12 protein-coding genes are annotated in these 16,833 nt (G+C 71.3%); 3 read left to right on the plus strand and 9 right to left on the minus strand.

Annotated features, from left to right (window positions below):
* Nucleotides 1-21 precede the first annotated feature (21 nt).
* Nucleotides 22-1,515, plus strand: a complete 1,494-nt coding sequence (locus FM125_RS12055; protein ID WP_219337010.1) for an alpha/beta fold hydrolase — start codon at nucleotides 22-24, stop codon at nucleotides 1,513-1,515.
* Nucleotides 1,516-1,604: 89 nt separating this feature from the next.
* Here FM125_RS12055 and FM125_RS01570 read toward each other — a convergent pair whose 3' ends face one another.
* From FM125_RS01570 to coaE (FM125_RS01605), 8 genes are all read right to left on the minus strand, one after another.
* Complete coding sequence (locus FM125_RS01570; RefSeq protein ID WP_087133430.1) at nucleotides 1,605-2,858, minus strand: TerC family protein; 1,254 nt, start codon at nucleotides 2,856-2,858, stop codon at nucleotides 1,605-1,607.
* A gap of 241 nt (nucleotides 2,859-3,099) precedes the next feature.
* Nucleotides 3,100-3,924, minus strand: a complete 825-nt coding sequence (locus FM125_RS01575) for a putative hydro-lyase (protein ID WP_087133431.1) — start codon at nucleotides 3,922-3,924, stop codon at nucleotides 3,100-3,102.
* A complete protein-coding gene (locus FM125_RS01580) occupies nucleotides 3,921-4,814 on the minus strand; it encodes a hypothetical protein (RefSeq protein ID WP_087133432.1) in 894 nt (297 codons plus the stop codon). The genes FM125_RS01575 and FM125_RS01580 overlap by 4 nt, the downstream gene beginning before the upstream one ends.
* Nucleotides 4,811-5,590 carry a SatD family protein gene (locus FM125_RS01585; RefSeq protein WP_087133433.1) on the minus strand — a complete coding sequence of 260 codons (780 nt, stop codon included), beginning with the start codon at nucleotides 5,588-5,590 and terminating at the stop codon, nucleotides 4,811-4,813. The genes FM125_RS01580 and FM125_RS01585 overlap by 4 nt, the downstream gene beginning before the upstream one ends.
* Nucleotides 5,587-6,954: an MFS transporter gene (locus FM125_RS01590; RefSeq protein ID WP_087133434.1), complete on the minus strand. Its 1,368-nt coding sequence runs from the start codon at nucleotides 6,952-6,954 to the stop codon at nucleotides 5,587-5,589. The genes FM125_RS01585 and FM125_RS01590 overlap by 4 nt, the downstream gene beginning before the upstream one ends.
* Before the next feature lie 2 nt (nucleotides 6,955-6,956).
* Nucleotides 6,957-9,095: an excinuclease ABC subunit UvrB gene (gene uvrB / locus FM125_RS01595; protein ID WP_087133435.1), complete on the minus strand. Its 2,139-nt coding sequence runs from the start codon at nucleotides 9,093-9,095 to the stop codon at nucleotides 6,957-6,959.
* A gap of 61 nt (nucleotides 9,096-9,156) precedes the next feature.
* On the minus strand, nucleotides 9,157-9,903 hold the full coding sequence (gene coaE, locus FM125_RS01600) for a dephospho-CoA kinase (protein ID WP_087133436.1): 747 nt from the start codon (nucleotides 9,901-9,903) through the stop codon (nucleotides 9,157-9,159).
* Nucleotides 9,904-10,090: 187 nt separating this feature from the next.
* Nucleotides 10,091-12,469, minus strand: coding sequence for a dephospho-CoA kinase (gene coaE / locus FM125_RS01605; RefSeq protein WP_087133437.1), 2,379 nt, complete (start codon nucleotides 12,467-12,469; stop codon nucleotides 10,091-10,093).
* A 177-nt stretch (nucleotides 12,470-12,646) separates the two neighbouring features.
* Here coaE (FM125_RS01605) and FM125_RS01610 point away from each other — a divergent pair, with 177 nt between their 5' ends.
* Complete coding sequence (locus FM125_RS01610; protein ID WP_087133438.1) at nucleotides 12,647-13,396, plus strand: IMPACT family protein; 750 nt, start codon at nucleotides 12,647-12,649, stop codon at nucleotides 13,394-13,396.
* Between the two features lie 62 nt (nucleotides 13,397-13,458).
* On the opposite strand, the gene FM125_RS01615 is transcribed toward FM125_RS01610, so the two are convergent.
* Complete coding sequence (locus FM125_RS01615) at nucleotides 13,459-15,225, minus strand: BCCT family transporter (protein ID WP_087133439.1); 1,767 nt, start codon at nucleotides 15,223-15,225, stop codon at nucleotides 13,459-13,461.
* A gap of 144 nt (nucleotides 15,226-15,369) precedes the next feature.
* Between FM125_RS01615 and FM125_RS01620 the strand changes: the two genes are divergently transcribed.
* The gene (locus tag FM125_RS01620; protein WP_087133440.1) at nucleotides 15,370-16,728 is read left to right on the plus strand and encodes a class I SAM-dependent methyltransferase; all 1,359 of its coding nucleotides are present in this window, start codon (nucleotides 15,370-15,372) and stop codon (nucleotides 16,726-16,728) included.
* Nucleotides 16,729-16,833: the final 105 nt, after the last annotated feature.

Below are 16,833 nucleotides of genomic sequence, written 5' to 3' on the forward strand. Positions count from 1 at the left end.
CGAGGCGACAGAAGGAGCACCATGACCGAGCAGACCTTCGTCCCCGGCGATCCGCGCGGCTTCGCCGCGCTCGAGCCCGCCGCCCACGAGCAGGGCGACACGATCGCACTGCTGGACGGCACTGTGACCGTGGAGCACCGCTTCACGGTGCCGGTGGACCACTCCCAGACCCTGGCCGAGGCCCGGGAGCACACCGCGGACGGCACGGGCCCGGGCCCCGGCGGCGCCGGAACCCTCACCGTGTTCGCCCGCGAGTTCCGTGCCTCGGACTCGGCCGAGGACGCCGAGAAGCCGTGGCTGCTCTACCTGCAGGGAGGTCCGGGCTCCGGCGGCACCCGTCCGGCACGCCTGGGCGGATGGATGAAGGAGGCGTGCCGCACCCACCGGGTGCTCATGCTGGACCAGCGTGGCACCGGCGCCTCCACCCCGGCCACCGTGGCCTCCCTGTCCGCCCTGTCCCCGCAGGCCCAGGCCGACTACCTGGTCCACCTGCGTGCCCCCGGAATCGTCCGGGATGCGGAGATGATGCGCCTGGCCCTGGGGGTCGAGCGCTGGACCACGCTCGGCCAGTCCTTCGGCGGGTTCTGCACGCTGTCCTACCTGTCCTGGTACCCGGAGTCCCTCGAGCGTTCGCTGGTCACCGGCGGACTCGCCCCCGTGACCGGTCACGCGGACCGGGTCTACCGCGCCACCTACGCCCGGATGCGCGCCCGTGCCGAGGAGTTCTTCGGCCGAGTGCCGCAGGCCGAGGACGGCTGGAAGCGCATCGTGGCCCACCTGCGTTCCCGGGCCGCCGCAGGAGAGCCGGAGATGCTCCCGGACGGCAGCGAGCTGACCGTGGCCCGCGCCCAGATGCTCGGCATGTACCTCGGTGGCAACACCCGCCTGGACACGCTCGTGTACCTGCTCACCGAGGGGCTGGACACCACCGGCGGCACCCCTCGCCTGTCCGAGGCGTTCCGCGCGGCGGTGGCCGGCATAGTCGAGCGCCGCACCCATCCGCTCTACACCGTGCTGCACGAGGCGATCTATGCACAGCCCGACGCCGTCACCGAGGCCACCGGCTCCGCCGCCACGGGCTGGGCCGCCGCGCGCGTGCTCGCCGAGCACCCTGACTTCGACCCCGAGGCCACCGCCGCCGAGAACGCCGCCCCGGTGCCCACCGGCGAGCACGTGTTCGCCTGGCAGGTCGCCGCGGACTCCGACCTCGCCCCACTGGCCGAGGCCACGCAGATCCTCGCCGCCAAGCAGGACTGGGGCCCGCTCTACGACGTCGAAGCCCTGGCGGAGAACACCGTGCCGGTGGCCGCCGCCGTGTACACCGACGACGTGTACGTGGACCGCGACCTCTCCCTGGAGACCGCCGAGGCCGTGCAGGGGCTGAAGGTCAAGGAGTACGGCGAGTTCCACCACGACGGCATCGGCGACGAGGGCGCACGGATCCTCCGTGAGCTCCTCGAACTCGCCGGCGGCAGCCCTGCCCTGAACGACGACCCCACCGACTCGACGACCTGACCCCCGCGACTCACCCGTGACGCAAGCGGCCGCCCACCTCGAACAGGTGGGCGGCCGTCGTCGTGCAGCCGGCGGAGCCGGTGCGGGCCTCAGACGTCCGGGCCGTCCTGGGCCACGATCTTCCGGGACACGCCGCGCGAGTCCGTGGTCGAGGCGTCCTGCAGCCGGGCCTCGTGGGCGGAGCGGATGATCGAGGAGAACGTGTCCTTGTGGTCCAGCAGCTCGTCCTTCCACTTCTGGTCCACGTTCTCGGCCCGCTCGGTCCACTCGTCCATCTTCTCCTCCGCCCTGCGGCGCTCCTCCGCGGGGGCGTCCGCCGGCAGCTTGGAGTACCGGTGCGCGAACTTCTCGGCGTTCTGCAGCGCGATGAGCGCCTTGCCCTTCGGGGAGTACAGGGACACGACCACGGTCAGTGCGAGGACGCCGACGAGGACGAGCAGGGACACGGTGGTCGGGATCTCGGCGACCGGCACGTTCTCGCCGCCGTTGATGAACGGCAGGTTGTTCTCATGCAGGGCATGGAGGATGAGCTTCACGCCGATGAAGCCGAGGATCGCCGACAGGCCGTAGGCGAGGTACACGAGACGGTCCAGCAGGCCGTCGATGAGGAAGTACAGCTGGCGCAGGCCCATGAGAGAGAACGCGGTGGCGCTGAAGACGATGTACGCCTCCTGCGTCACGCCGAAGATCGCCGGGATGGAGTCGAAGGCGAAGAGGATGTCGGTCGCACCGATGGCCACCATGACCAGCAGCATCGGGGTCATGACCTTCTTGCCGTCGACCATGCTGAAGAGCCTGTCGCCGTCGTAGTTCTCGGACGCCGGGAGGAAGCGCTTGGCCAGGCGGACCATGATGTTGTCCGCCTCGTCCTCGGCCTCGTCGCCGGCGAGCTCCCCCTTCAGCTGGGAGCCGGCCACGAGGAGAAGGAAGATGCCGAAGATGTAGAAGACGTCCGACCAGGCGTTGATGATCGCCGCACCGAGCAGGATGAACACCGTGCGCGAGATCAGGGCGAAGGTGATGCCGAACAGGAGCACCTTCTGCTGGTAGTCGCGGGGCACCTTGAAGGACGCCATGATCACCAGGAACACGAAGAGGTTGTCGACGCTGAGCGCCTTCTCCAGGATGTAGCCGGTGTAGTACTCGACCGCGTGCTGTGTGTCGCCGAAGGCGAAGAACACGAGGCCGAACACGAGGGCCGCTCCGATGTAGATGGCGGACCAGACCGCGGCCTCGCGGATGGTGGGGGTGTGCGCCTTGCGCACGTGGGCGAAGTAGTCGAACGCGAGCAGGCCGACGATCAGTGCGATCGTCAGCCCCCACGTCAATCCGTTGATCTCCATGATCGTCGGTGCCTTTCAGCTCCAGGACAGGTGGAAACGACCGCAAGTCTCTCCGCCCGGCGCTCCATGGCGCTCTCAGGCCGCTGCGTCCGGCTCCCGGCGACAGGTGACCGACCATGGTCACGCGTTCCGGTCGCGTGCTGACGTCCGCAGTGTTCGGGATACTCCCCTACGACGCCGACCAGTGTAGCGAAGCGGTCCGCGTGCGGTGGTCAGGTCGGCGCAGGGTCATGGTGACCGCTCAGGCGGGGCGCCGCCCGTCCGGCTGGTCCGTGACGAACATGTGCCCCGGGGCGTGCGTGATCGCCCACGGAGGGCGTGACAGCTCGAGCGCGCGCTGCGGGGTGACGCCGCAGGGCCAGAACACGGGGACGTCACCCGGGTGCATCTCGGTGGGGTCGCCATAGTCCGGGGCATCCAGGTCTGCGATGCCGAGGGCCGCCGGATCGCCGACATGCACCGGCTCACCGTGGGCCAGCGGCACACCGGCGGACACGACGGCCGCCCGCGCCACCAGCCGCGGCGGCACCGGCCTCATGGACACCACCAGCTCCCCCCTCATGCGGCCGGCCGGGCGCAGCGGCACGTCGGTCCGGTACATGGCGACGTTGCGGCCCTGGTCGATGTTGCGCACCGGCACGCCGGCCGCCTGCAACGCCGACTCGAACCCGAAGCTGCAGCCGATGAGGAAGGCCACGGCGTCCCCGGTCCAGTGGGAGGTGGCGTCCGCCACCTCGCCCACGAGCTCGCCGTCCCGCCAGAGCCGGTACAGCGGCAGGTCCGTGCGCAGGTCCGCGCCCGGTGCCCACGGCGTGGTGGGATCGCCCGCGTCGGTGACGTCCAGCAGCGGCATGGGGGCTGGGTTGCGCTGGGCGAACAGGAGCATCTCGTAGGCCCAGTCCGCGGGCAGGACGATCATGTTCGCCTGCGTGAAGCCCGGTGCCAGGCCCGAGGTGGGCCGGACGAGGCCGCCCCGGAAGCGAGCGCGATGGGCGGCGGGAGCCTCGGAGGCGGCCTGCGGCTCCTGTGCGAGGGCGTCGGCGGCGGACGTGTACGGGTCGGTCATGGGGAGGGCACCTCCAGAAGCGGGCCGTGGGCGGCCGCGAAGATCAGCAGTGCGGAGACGAAGGCCAGGCCCCAGCTGGTCAGGGACCCGACGAGGAACTCCTCGGCGCGGGAGCCCTTGCCCGCGTCCGCGGAGATCTCCGGGAAGCGGACGATTCCCTTGGCAGCCATGAGTGCCGCCACCACCTGATAGGCGCCGGCCAGACCCAGACCTGCCAGGAGCAGACGCTCGACCGGGCCGATCCAGCGGCCGCCGCGCAGGCCGGAGTCCGGGGCGCCGGACTCTTCTGTGGTGCCGGTGGACGCGTCGGCCCCGGCTGTGGGAGCGTCCGGGGGCACCTCGACGGCGGCCTCGCCGGTGGTCTTGGATGCGGCGTCATCGCGAGGGTCGTCTGCAGGCACCTGGGCGGGGGCTGGCGGCCCGTCCTGGGTGGACGGACGGCCGGCGAGGACGAGGACGTCACGGGTGATCCGGTTGCCCGGCTCGATGAGGAACGCCAGGGCACCGAGCACCACAGGCCATCCGGACCCCAGCGCCATGTGGAGGCCGCCGTAGGCCACCAGCTCGAGGCCGGCCAGCAGGACGAGCACCGCAACGAGGACGGGCGAGGCCCAGGCGCGTGTCCCGGCGGCTGTCCAGGCCGAGCCCGCCCCCAGGGCCAGGGCGCCGGAGAGGAGGACGGGGGCGGCGTCGAGTCCTCCGGAGCCGCCGTGCCCGCCGAGGGACGCGGTGAGGGCCACGAACACCAGGGTCAGCAGGACGACCACCGCGCCGACGCCGAGACCGATGAGCCGGTGGCGTGCGGTGGGGACCGCCCCCGGCCCGCGACCGGCCAGCAGGGCCACGGTGAACTCGGCGGCGGCCAGGCACAGCAGGACGACGCCGATCATCGGTGCTCCTGCCCCGTCCGGGTCGGCCGTCCGGCGGCCTGCGCCAGCAGATGGTCCACGTCCACGAGCATCCGCCCGCCGGAGCGGGTCAGCGACTGCGACACGGCGGACTGGCTGATGCCCTCGGCCTCGGCCACGTCCTTCTGGTAGACGCCGTCCAAGGTGGCGCGGACGATCCGCCGCTCCCGCGGCTTCATCGCTCCGATGAGGTGCTCCAGCAGGCGGGCCGCCGCCGCCTCCAGTCCGGGCACCGCCTCCCCGTCCTCCGCAGCGTCCCCGGCGGCGGAGCGCACCTCGAGCGTGGCCGCCTTCGCATCCCGTTCGTGCCCGGCCTCGATCGCGGCGCGCGCGGACCACCAGGCGTCGCCGTCCTGGATCGGTCCGCCCTGGCCGTCGGCCAGCGCGGTCACATGTCCGAGCCCGATGCCGAAGCGCAGGCGCACCGGCTCCCGAAGGGCCAGCATCACCCGGAGCAGGGCGCGCAGTGCGGTGGGCAGGTCCGGGTAGACGGCCTGGAACTCGTCGCCGACGGTCGCCCACGGCGGGACCTGCCCCGCGCCCGGGGCCGGGGGCTGGTCCCCGGCTGTACCGGCACTCGTCTCGTCCGTCCCCGCCTGCCCGTCCGCATGCGACGAAGCCGATCCGCAGACCTGCCCATGGGCCTCGGCCCAGGCGTGCAGCACCTGCTCCTGCGCGGATGCACGGTCCGGGAGCAGTCGCGACCCGACCAGATCCGCGATCACCGCCACGGCCGGCACGGCCCCCTGCTCGGTCATGACATCACTTCCTGACTGATACTGACATTAGTATAAGCGTGACGATCATGGCGCAGGGTGGCGAGCACTCCCGCGAGGCCCGCCAGGCAGATCACACCGCCCACCACGGCGAGCCCGTGGAATCCGATGACGGCCATGATCAGCCCGGACAGCGCTGCCGCCACCGCGGCACCGGCACCCATCCCGGCATCCGTGACGCCCTGGACCAGCACCCTGCGCGGGCCGGCCGCATGCTCGGACACGTAGGCGGAGCCTGCCACCGTCACCAGGGACCACCCCAGACCCAGGAGGATGAGCGCGACCGTCACGGCCCCCCGGCTGCCCGGCCAGGCGAAGGCCGTCACGCAGGAGCCCAGCAGCACGCCCTCGCCCAGCGCCATGGTCCTGAGCCGCCCCCAACGGTCGGCGAGCAGGCCCACGAGCGGGGACAGCGCGTACATGCCGGCGATGTGCAGCGAGATGACCAGCCCGATCACCACGAGGGTGTCCGCGTCCGTGTGATGGTGTCCGGCCGCCGCCTGACCGGCATGCCCCGCGTGCTCGGCGGCGGCCAGCTGGGACAGGTGCACCGAGGTCATGGCCATGATGCCGACCATCACGGTGTGCGCGGCGACCACGGAGCCCACGCCGAGCAGGAGCCTGCGGCTCGCCACGGTCACCTTGAGGCCGTCGCGGAGCCGGGGTGCGGCGACCTTCTCGGCGGCCTCCTGGCCCACCTCCACGTCCGGGCGCAGGTGCAGGGGGTCCGGCCGCAGCCCGATCTGCAGGACGGTCACCGCAAGGACCATGCCGACCAGGGAGAACAGGAAGGGTCCGGAGGTCTCCGGCAGCCCGAGCGCCTCGGCGACAGCCGAGCCGGGTCCGATGAGATTCGGCCCGGAGACGGCGCCGACGGTGATGGACCAGACCACGATGCCCAGGTCCCGCCCGCGGGTGCGGTCCTCGGCCAGGTCGGTGGCCGCGAAGCGCGCCTGCAGGTTGCCGGCACCCCCGAGGCCGATGAGCAGCGCCGCGAGCACCAGCACCGGGTAGCCGATCCCCGGCAACGGCCCCTCGAGCATGGGGGCCACGATCATGCCCAGCGCGCCGAACGCCGCGATGCCGTAGGCCGTGGACAGCGTGATGCGCCGCCCCTTGGCCAGGGCCAGCCGGGCCAGCGGCAGCGCCGACAGCGCACCGGCGAGGGACAGCGCCATGGTGGTCGTGCCCGCCAGCGCGTCGCTGCCCGAGAGCTCGGCCGCCATGAGGGAGCCGACGGCCAGGGCGGCGCCGTTGCCGATGCCGGAGAAGACCTGGCTCAGGGACAGGGTGGTGACGACCCTGCGCTGATGACGTGCCCGGGCGACCCCGTGGTCCCGGCCCATGCTCAGCCCTCCCGCTTCATCTGACGCAGCTCCTTCTTCAGCTCTGCGACCTCGTCGCGCAGGCGCGCGGCCAGCTCGAACTGCAGCTCGGCGGCGGCCTGGTGCATCTGCCGGGACATCTGGGTGATGAGGTCCTCGAGGTCCTTCGCCGGCAGCGTGGCGGCGTCCACGGCAGGGCTCGCTCCGTCCTCGCCCTCGCCCTGCTCGGCGGCGTCGGCGCGCGCGGAGGTGATGCCGCGGCGGCCCATGCCGAAGTCGAAGCCGGACTTCACGCCGCCCATGCCGGAGAGGAAGTCCGCGGTGTCCGCGTCCTCGCGGGCCAGCTGGTCCGTGATGTCCGCGATGCGCTTGCGCAGCGGCTGCGGGTCGATCCCGTGCTCCCGGTTGTACGCGATCTGCACGGTCCGGCGGCGCTCGGTCTCGTCGATGGCCCGGCGCATGGAGTCCGTGACGTTGTCCGCGTACATGTGGACTTCGCCGGAGACGTTGCGGGCGGCGCGGCCGATGGTCTGGATGAGCGAGGTGGTGGAGCGCAGGAAGCCCTCCTTGTCCGCGTCGAGGATGGACACCAGGGACACCTCGGGCAGGTCGAGGCCCTCGCGGAGCAGGTTGATGCCCACGAGCACGTCGAAGGTGCCCTTGCGCAGCTCACGCAGCAGCTCCACACGCCGGAGGGTGTCCACGTCCGAGTGCAGGTACTCGACCTTCACGCCGTGCTCGAGCAGGTACTCGGTGAGGTCCTCGGCCATGCGCTTGGTCAGCGTGGTGACGAGGACGCGCTCGTCCTTGGCCGTGCGGATGCGGATCTGCTCGAGCAGGTCGTCGATCTGCCCCTGCACGGGCTTGACCACCACCTTGGGGTCCACCAGGCCGGTGGGGCGGATGATCTGCTCCACGTAGCCGTCGGCCTGCGAGAGCTCGTAGGGTCCGGGGGTCGCGGACAGGTACACGGTCTGGCCGATGCGCTCGAGGTACTCGTCCCACTTCAGCGGCCGGTTGTCCATGGCCGACGGCAGCCGGAACCCGTGCTCCACCAGGGTCCGCTTGCGTGACATGTCCCCCTCGTACATCGCGCCGATCTGCGGGATGGTCACGTGGGACTCGTCGACCACCAGGAGGAAGTCGTCCGGGAAGTAGTCCAGCAGGCAGTGCGGGGCGGAGCCGGCGGGTCGGCCGTCGATGTGCCGGGAGTAGTTCTCGATGCCGTTGCAGTAGCCCATCTGCTGCATCATCTCGAGGTCGTAGGTGGTGCGCATCCGCAGCCGCTGGGCCTCGAGGAGCTTGTCCTGGGACTCCAGCTCCTGCAGGCGCTCGCGCAGCTCGTCCTCGATGGACGTGATGGCCTTCGCCATGCGCTCGTCGCCGGCCACGTAGTGGGAGGCCGGGAAGATGTACATCTCGTCCTCCTCCCGGATCACCTGGCCGGTGAGCGGGTGGAGTGTCTGGATGGACTCGATCTCATCGCCGAAGAACTCGATGCGCACGGCCAGCTCCTCGTACATGGGGATGATCTCGACCACGTCGCCGCGCACGCGGAAGGTGCCGCGGTGGAAGTCGGTGTCGTTGCGGACGTACTGCATGGCCACGAACTGGCGCAGCAGCGCGTCCCGGTCCATCTCCTGCCCCTGCCGGAGGGTGACCATCTGCTCGATGTACTCCTCCGGCGTGCCGAGGCCGTAGATGCAGGAGACGGTGGCGACCACGACCACATCACGGCGGGTCAGCAGCGCGTTGGTGGCCGAGTGGCGCAGACGCTCGACCTCCTCGTTGATGGAGGAGTCCTTCTCGATGAAGGTGTCCGTCTGCGGGACGTACGCCTCCGGCTGGTAGTAGTCGTAGTAGGAGACGAAGTACTCGACCGCGTTGTGCGGCAGCAGCTCGCGGAACTCGTTGGCCAGCTGCGCGGCGAGCGTCTTGTTCTGGACCATCACCAGGGTGGGCCGCTGCAGGGACTCGATCAGCCACGCGGTGGTGGCGGACTTGCCGGTGCCGGTGGCGCCCATGAGGACGACGTCCTTCTCGCCGGCCTGGATCCTCTCGGTCAGCTCGGCGATCGCCGTCGGCTGGTCCCCCGAGGGCTGGTAGGGGCTGACGACCTCGAAGGGTGCGACGACGCGGTTGATCTGCTGGGCCAGGCTCATGCCAGCCAGCCTACGCGGGTCGGCGGACGCGGTGCGGTCCTCGCCCGCCGTCCCGACGACGTCACCGGCCTTGGGCGCGCCCCTCGCCGCGGTCCTCGGCGGGCTCGGCGGCGTCGGCAGCCGGTGCCTCGCCGGCCGGCTCGTCCCGGCCCTGGGTGGAGTCCGGGTCGAAGCCGTCCCCGTCGACGGCGATGAAGCGGTCCCAGACCTTGTTCGCCGCGCGCTTCAGCGCATCCAGGTCGGCGTCGTTGACCAGGAGCACGTCGGCGGCCTTGCGGCGCTCCTCGTCGCTCGCCTGGGCGGCGATGCGGTGCTGGGCGTCCTCCACGGTCATGCCGCGGTCCTCCACCATGCGGCGGATGCGCTCCTGCACCGGCGACTCGACGACGACGACCAGGTCGTAGGCGGAGGCCTGGCCGGACTCGACGAGCAACGGCACGTCCTGGACCACCACGGCGTCCGGGCCGGCCTCCGCCACGAGCCGGCGGCCGAAGGCGCGGATGCGCGGGTGGACGATCCGGTTGAGGCGCTCGCGGGCGGCCGGGTCGGTGAAGACGATCTCGGCCATGGCGGCACGGTCCAGGTCCCCTTCGGCGGTGATGACACGGTCGCCGAACTCGTCCTGGACGGCGGCGAGGCCCTCGGTGCCTCGGGCGAGCACGTCACGGGCGATCTTGTCCGCGTCCACCAGGATGGCGCCGCGCTCGGCGAACACCCGGGCCACCGTCGACTTGCCGGCGGCGATGCCGCCGGTCAGGCCCACGTGCAGACGGGGACGGGAGGGGTGGGGTGCGACGGTCTCGGTCACGGAAGTCTCTCCTCGGTGGGTCGGAAGGCGGAGGCGAGGGGGCCGTCGTCGTCAAGGGCGCCGTCCCCGAGAGGCCGCGCGCGAGGCGGGCCGCTGTGCTCCGGCCCACAGCACGCTACCGGCCGGGGCCGCCCGAGGGCGACACCGGCCGGCGGCGTTTCGTCCCGGTGTCCGGGACGGTGGCGGATCAGGCGTCGGTGGACGCCGCCTTCACCTGGTCCAGCGCGGGCTGGACATGTTCGGCCCAGTAGGCGTCCACCGCCGCGGAGAGCTCCTCACGGGTGCCGGAGTTCTCGATCGTGGTCCAGCCGGGAGCGTCGCTGGGGTCCCCGTCCTGGGCGTCCGCGTCGATCTCGGCCCAGGCCTGCTCGCGGGTGAGGCCGCGTTCAGCCATGAGCCGCTCCACGCGGGACTCCACCGAGGACTCGACCACGATCACGCGGTCGAAGTCGCGGGCCGAGGAGGACTCGTCCAGCAGGGCCAGGTCCACCACGAGGACCGCGTCGTCGCCGATCGCGGCGGCCCGGCGGTTCGCCTCGGCCTTCACGTGTGGGTCGACGACCTCGTAGAGGCGGGTGCGGGCGGCGGTGGACTCCGTGGTGAGGGCGTCCACGGCGGTCCAGTCCACGGAGCCGTCCGCGCGGACCATGTCCTCGCCGAACACGCCGCCGAGTTCCCGGACGGCGGGGTGGCCGGCCACGAGCAGTTCGTGCATGAGGTCGTCGTAGTCCACGACGACGGCACCGTGGCGCGCGAACTCAGAGGCCACGAGGGACTTGCCGGACGCCACGGCACCGGACATGCCGATGGTGACGGCGGCGCGTTCGGCGACCGTCTTCTGCTGGTGCCAGGTGTTCGGGGTGTGCGTGTCGTACTCCGGCTCGGTGCCGACCTCGAACTGCGGGCGGATGGAGTAGTCGGTGATGTCCACGCCGCCCTCCTGGGCACGGCGGTGGTACTCCTCCGCGGGGAGCACGGGCTTCCACTGACGGGTGCGCATCGGCTTGAGGGAGCCGGCGTCCTCGCGCAGGGCGCGCAGCAGCAGGGCGGCCTGCATGAGGGTCAGGACCATCACCGGGAAGCCGATGACGATGATGACCTCCTGCAGGGCGTCCAGGCCGTCCTCGCCGGCGGTGGTGATGATGGCCGTGCAGACCAGGCCGATGGACAGGCCCCAGAACACACGCTGGCGCCGGGTGGTCTCCTCCTCGTGCCCGGAGGCCATGGCGTCCATGACGAGGGCGCCGGAGTCGATGGAGGTGACGAAGAAGATGACGATGATCAGCAGGGCGAACGTGGCGACCGGCAGGTACAGCGGCATGTGCTGCAGGTACTGGAACAGCGCGGCCTGGACGTTGCCGTCCACCACGATGGTCTGGGTCATCTCACCCGGGGCGCCGGGCGCCGACGCGGTGGACCGGTCCAGCTGGTAGGAGGAGAAGCCGTAGACCCCCATCCAGATGATCACGAAGGCGGTCGGGATGCCGATGCCGGCGAAGACGAACTCGCGGATGGTGCGGCCGCGGGAGATCTTCGCGACGAACAGGCCGACGAACGGTGCCCAGGACACGGTCCACGCCCAGTAGAAGACGGTCCAGTCACCGGACCAGGCGCCGCCGCCCAGGGTGTCGCTGAAGGTGGTGAGCATGGGCAGCGCCTGCACGTAGCGGCCGACGGACTCGACCATGCCGCGCAGGACGTTGAGCGAGGACTCCGCCCACATCAGGCAGTAGAGCATGAAGGCCACAGCCATGCAGATGTTGATGTAGGACAGGCGCTTGACGCCCTTGTCCATGCCGGCCAGCACGGAGGTGAGCGCGGCGGCGGTGATCACGGCCATGATCAGCGCCTGGACCCAGCCGGCGATCGGGGTGCCGAACACGTAGTTCATGCCCGCGTTGATCTGCAGGGCGCCCAGGCCGGTGGACACGCCGATGCCGAACACCGTGGAGACGATGGTGACGACGTCGATGGTCTTGCCGATGGGTCCGTGGATGCCGTCGCCGAGGATCGGCTGGAAGGCGGAGGACACGCGCGGGGGAAGCTTGCGCTTGTACGTGAAGTACCCGAAGCACAGGCCCGGCACCAGGAGGATGCCCCACATGTGGATGCCGAAGTGCAGGTTGGCGAAGTTGATCGCCTGCATCAGGGCCTGGTCCGTGTAGGGATCGGTGCCCTCCAGCGGGGGGTTGGCGTAGTGGTTCATCGGCTCGGCGATGCCCCAGAACATGAGCACGGCGCCGACGCCTGCGGCGAAGAGCATGCCGAACCAGGCGATGCCGGAGTGTTCCGGGGTGGCGTCGTCGTCGCCGAGCTTGACGCGGCCGAAGCGGGAGAACGCGAGACCGAAGGCGAAGACCACCAGGCAGGTCGCCGAGGCGGTGTAGAACCAGCCGATGTCATAGCGCAGCCACTGGGCGGCCACGCCGAAGACCTGCTGGACCGGGCCCGGGAACGCTCCCATGGCGACGGTGAAGACGATGATGACCAGGGCCGAGGCGAAGAAGATCGCGGGCGAGGTGCGCAGCCCCAGGCGGTCGTGAAGGCGCGTCAGGAATGAGTTCATTCGAGTGGGGTGGTGTCGTCGAAACCCGGGGCGGCCGGTCCAAAGGGCCCGCGGCCGGGTGCGGTGCCGGAAGAGCACTGCCGACGATCCTAGGCAGAAGCTCGGCACAGGTCGAGACCGGCTGTGTCAGGCCGGGGTGTCACGGGCCTAGAGTGGAGCCGCCCTAGAGTGGAGCCCATGTCCGCCTCAGACCCAGCCGTCTCCCCTGCCGCATCCGACGCCGCCGCCGGCGTGGTGCGCTGCACGGTGCCCGCCGCGCGGACCCGCCCGGAGGACGGGTGGACCCATGTGGAGCTGGAGATCAGGCGTTCCCGGTTCCTGGGCTTCGTGGCCCGCGTGGACTCCGAGGACGACGCACGCGAGATGATCTCCGCCCTGCGCCGGCGCTTCCACGACTCCCGGCACGTGTGCAGCGCGTTCGTGCTCGGGCCGGACCGTCGCCAGGCCCGCTCCAACGACGACGGCGAACCGGCCGGCACCGCCGGTGTCCCCATGCTCGAGTCCCTGATGCAGCGCCAGACCGGTCCGGACGGCGCTCGCGACCTCACCGACGTCTGCGCCGTGGTGGTCCGCTACTTCGGGGGCGTCAAGCTCGGCGCCGGCGGGCTGGTGCGCGCCTACTCGGACACGGTGAGCGCGACCCTCGACGCCGCCCCCCTGGTCACCCGCTCCCGCATGGCCCTGTTCGAGGTGGACGCCCCCCACGCCGAGGCCGGCCGCTGGCAGCACGAGCTGGACTCCGCCGGGCATCACGTCCACGACGTGCGCTACGAGGTGGACGCCGCCGTGCTGTGCGTCGCCGTGCCGGACTCACCCACCCGCATCGAGTCCCTTCAGGCCTCGCTCGCCTCGGTCACCTCCGGCGCCGGCACGGCCGTGCCGGTCGGCCACGACTGGGTGGACGTGGACGGAGCGGACCCGACCTGACACGCCCCGACGGCCCCGCACCGTGACGATGCGGGGCCGTCGTCGTCCGACTGCCGCTGCGCTCAGCCGCTGGTCTTGTCCGCGGCGTCGCTGCCGGTCGGGTGCTCGCTGCGGCCCCGGTCGGCAGGGCCGGCGGTCGGCACGCCTCTGGGCTCCCAGCGGTCGAACTCGGGCTCGGTGCCCTCCTCGTAGGCCGGTCGCATGGAGTAGTCGCTGATGTCGTGCTCGTCCTCCCCGGCACGGCGGTGATACTCCTCGATCGGGATCACCGGCTTCCACTGGCGGGTGCGGATCGGGGCGAGTCCGCCGTAGTCCTCGCGGACCGCGCGCACCAGGCAGAGCGCCTGCAGGAACATCATCATCGTCACGGGCAGGCCGATCACCTTGATGACCTCCTGCAGCGCGGAGAGCGACTCTTCGCCGGTGGTGGTCAGCAGCACGGTGCAGACCAGGCCGATGGAGATGGCCCAGAACACGCGCTGGCGGGTCGGCCCGACGTCGTCGTAGCCGGAGGACATCGAATCGATCACCAGGGCGGCCGAGTCGATGGAGGTGATGAAGAAGACGGTGATGCAGATCAGCGCCACCACCGAGGTGACCTCGAGCAGCGGGAAGTGGCCGAGGAACTGGAACAGGGAGCCGGGGATGTCCCCCTCCTCCACGATGGTCTCCACGAAGTTCGCCTCGCCGGCCAGCTCGAGCTTGAAGGCGTTCACGCCCATGACCCCGAGCCAGATGAAGGTGAAGGCGGTCGGCAGCAGCAGCACGCCGAGCACGAACTGGCGGATGGTGCGGCCGCGGGAGATGCGGGCGATGAACATGCCCACGAACGGCGCCCAGGTGGCGGTCCAGGCGAAGTAGAACACGGCCCAGTCTCCGGTCCAGTCGGACTCGCCCCAGGTGGTGTTGAAGAACGCCAGCGCCGGGATCATCGCCAGGTACTGGCCGATGGACTCCACGGTCCCCTGCACGGCCTGCGTGGTCGCACCGAACATGAGGATGTAGATCAGCAGGGCGATGGCGATGCTGATGTTGATGTAGGACAGGCGCTTGACGCCCTTGTCCAGGCCGGCGATCACGGACATGAGGGCGACGGCGGTGATGATCGCGAGGATCGCCGCCTGCACCCAGCCGGCGATCGGGACGCCGAACATGATGTTGGCGCCGCTGTTGATCTGCAGGGCGCCCTGGCCCACGGACACGGAGATGCCGAAGATGGTGGCGACGACGGCGAGGATGTCGATGGCCTTGCCGATCGGTCCGTGGATCTTCTCGCCGATCAGCGGCTGGAAGGCCGAGGACATGCGCGGCGGGAGCTTGCGCTTGTACGTGAAGTACGCGAAGGCCAGCGCGGGGACGATGAAGATGCCCCACATGTGCAGTCCGAGGTGGAAGTTCGCGATGCCCATGGCCTCGGAGGCGGCCTGGACGGTCTCCGGCTCGGTGCCGTACATGGGCGGGTCGGCGAAGTGGCTGACCGGCTCGGCCACGCCCCAGAACATGAGGGTCGCGCCCATGCCCGCGGCGAAGAGCATGCCGAACCAGGCGAGGCCGGAGTACTCCGGGGTGGCGTCGTCGTCGCCGAGCTTCAGCCGGCCGTAGCGGCTGAAGGCGATGCCGAACGCGAAGAGGATCATGCCGGTGATGGCCAGGACGTAGAACCAGCCGAGATTGCCGGCGATCCACGCGGCGACCGCGCCGAATCCGGCCTGCATGGCGCCGGGGACGAGCACCATGAGCGCGGAGAAGACGACCACGATGGTCGCCGAGACGAAGAAGATCTGCGGGTTGGTCCGCAGTCCGAGGCTGTTGTGCAGTCTCGTGAGCATTCAGCTGCCTTCCAGAAGGTGGAGTTGACGTGCGATTCTGTGAAAACCTCTGCCCCACCGTAGGGGGACGTTGTGACGTCCACACCCCTCGTGGGCCCGTCAGCGGGGCACAGCGCACACCTGCCGGTTCCTAGGATGGAGGACATGCCCGAGACCTCCGCCGCCCCCTCCGGCCCTGCCTCGCACGGCGCCGCGCCCCGCGCCGCCTCCCGCCCCGACGACGGCCGCCTCCGCACCCCGGACGTCGTCCTGGGTGCCCTCCCGGACGCCTTCACCGCGGACTTCGACTTCGGCCGGCTCAGCCGCGAGCCGCTGCACGGCTCCCGCCAGCGGCAGGCCCACGACGCGGCCGACCTGCTTCTGCTGGACACCCTGGCCGGCTGGGAGGCGACCGGCCGGGACTCCGGCCGCATCGTGGTGCTCCACGACCAGCATGGGGCGCTCGCACTGCCGCTGCTCGCCGCCGGCCGTGACGTGCGGCTCGGTGTGGACGAGGCCTCGGCCGCTGCGTCCTCGGCGGGGAACCTGGAGCGTCTGCGCACCGAGGGCTGGGGACGGCTGACGATCGGCGGCGTGGACCGGCAGACCCTGTCCGGCGCCGACACGGTGGTGATGGCACTGCCCCGCTCCCTGGACGCGCTGCGCCTGACGGCGGCGCGGATCTCCCGCTGGGCCGCGGCCGACGTGCTCGTGCTGGCCGGAGGCCGCGACAAGCACATGAGCCCGTCCATGAACGAGGTGCTCGCCGACTGCTTCACCACGGTGGTGCCCGGCCGCGGCCGGTCCAAGTCCCGGGTGCTCACGGCGGCCGGGCCCCGGCGGGAGCTGGCGGTCCCGGGGCCGGCCACCGGCGTCCATCGGGTGAAGGGACTCGGCCCGCTCACGCTCGTCGGCGGGCCGGCCACCTTCGGCGGCGCCGCACTGGACCCGGGCAGCAGGCTGCTCGCCGAGACACTGGCCGAGCGCCGCCCGCCGGTGCCCGAACCGCACAGCCGCGTGGTGAGAACCGACTCCGGCCTGAGCGTGCAGGTGCCGTGGACCGCCTCGGTGGACCGCACCGGTGTTCCGGCACCGGACGTCCTGGACGCGGGCTGCGGCAACGGCGCCCTGGCCGCGGTGGCGGCGCTGCTCTGGCCGGAGGCGACCGTGCTGGCCTCGGACCAGTCGGCCGATGCCGTGGCCTCGACGTCGGCGACGACGGCGGCGAACGGCCTGCAGGACCGCATCAGGGTGGAGCAGGACGACGCCCTGTCCACCGTGCCGGACGCCTCGGTGCGCCTGGTGCTGCTCAATCCCCCGTTCCACGACGGCACGGCGGTCGACCCGACGGTCGCCCACCGGATGATCGCCGCCGCCGGACGCGTGCTGGCACCGGGCGGCCAGCTGTGGTGCGTGTGGAACTCGCACCTGCGCCACCGCCCGGTGCTCGAGTCCACCGTGGGCCCGACGCGGCAGGTGGCCCGCGACCGCACCTTCACGGTCACCGTCTCCACCCGGGCCTGATCGTCTCCGGCGGCACACGACGACGGCGCCCCGTCCCTCACAAGGAGGGACGGGGCGCCGTCTGTCCGGTCAGGACCTCAGCGAGGACCTGTCGAACCGATGCGG

Origin of the sequence: Micrococcus lylae (assembly GCF_900163825.1) — a bacterium.
Lineage (GTDB): Bacteria > Actinomycetota > Actinomycetes > Actinomycetales > Micrococcaceae > Micrococcus > Micrococcus lylae.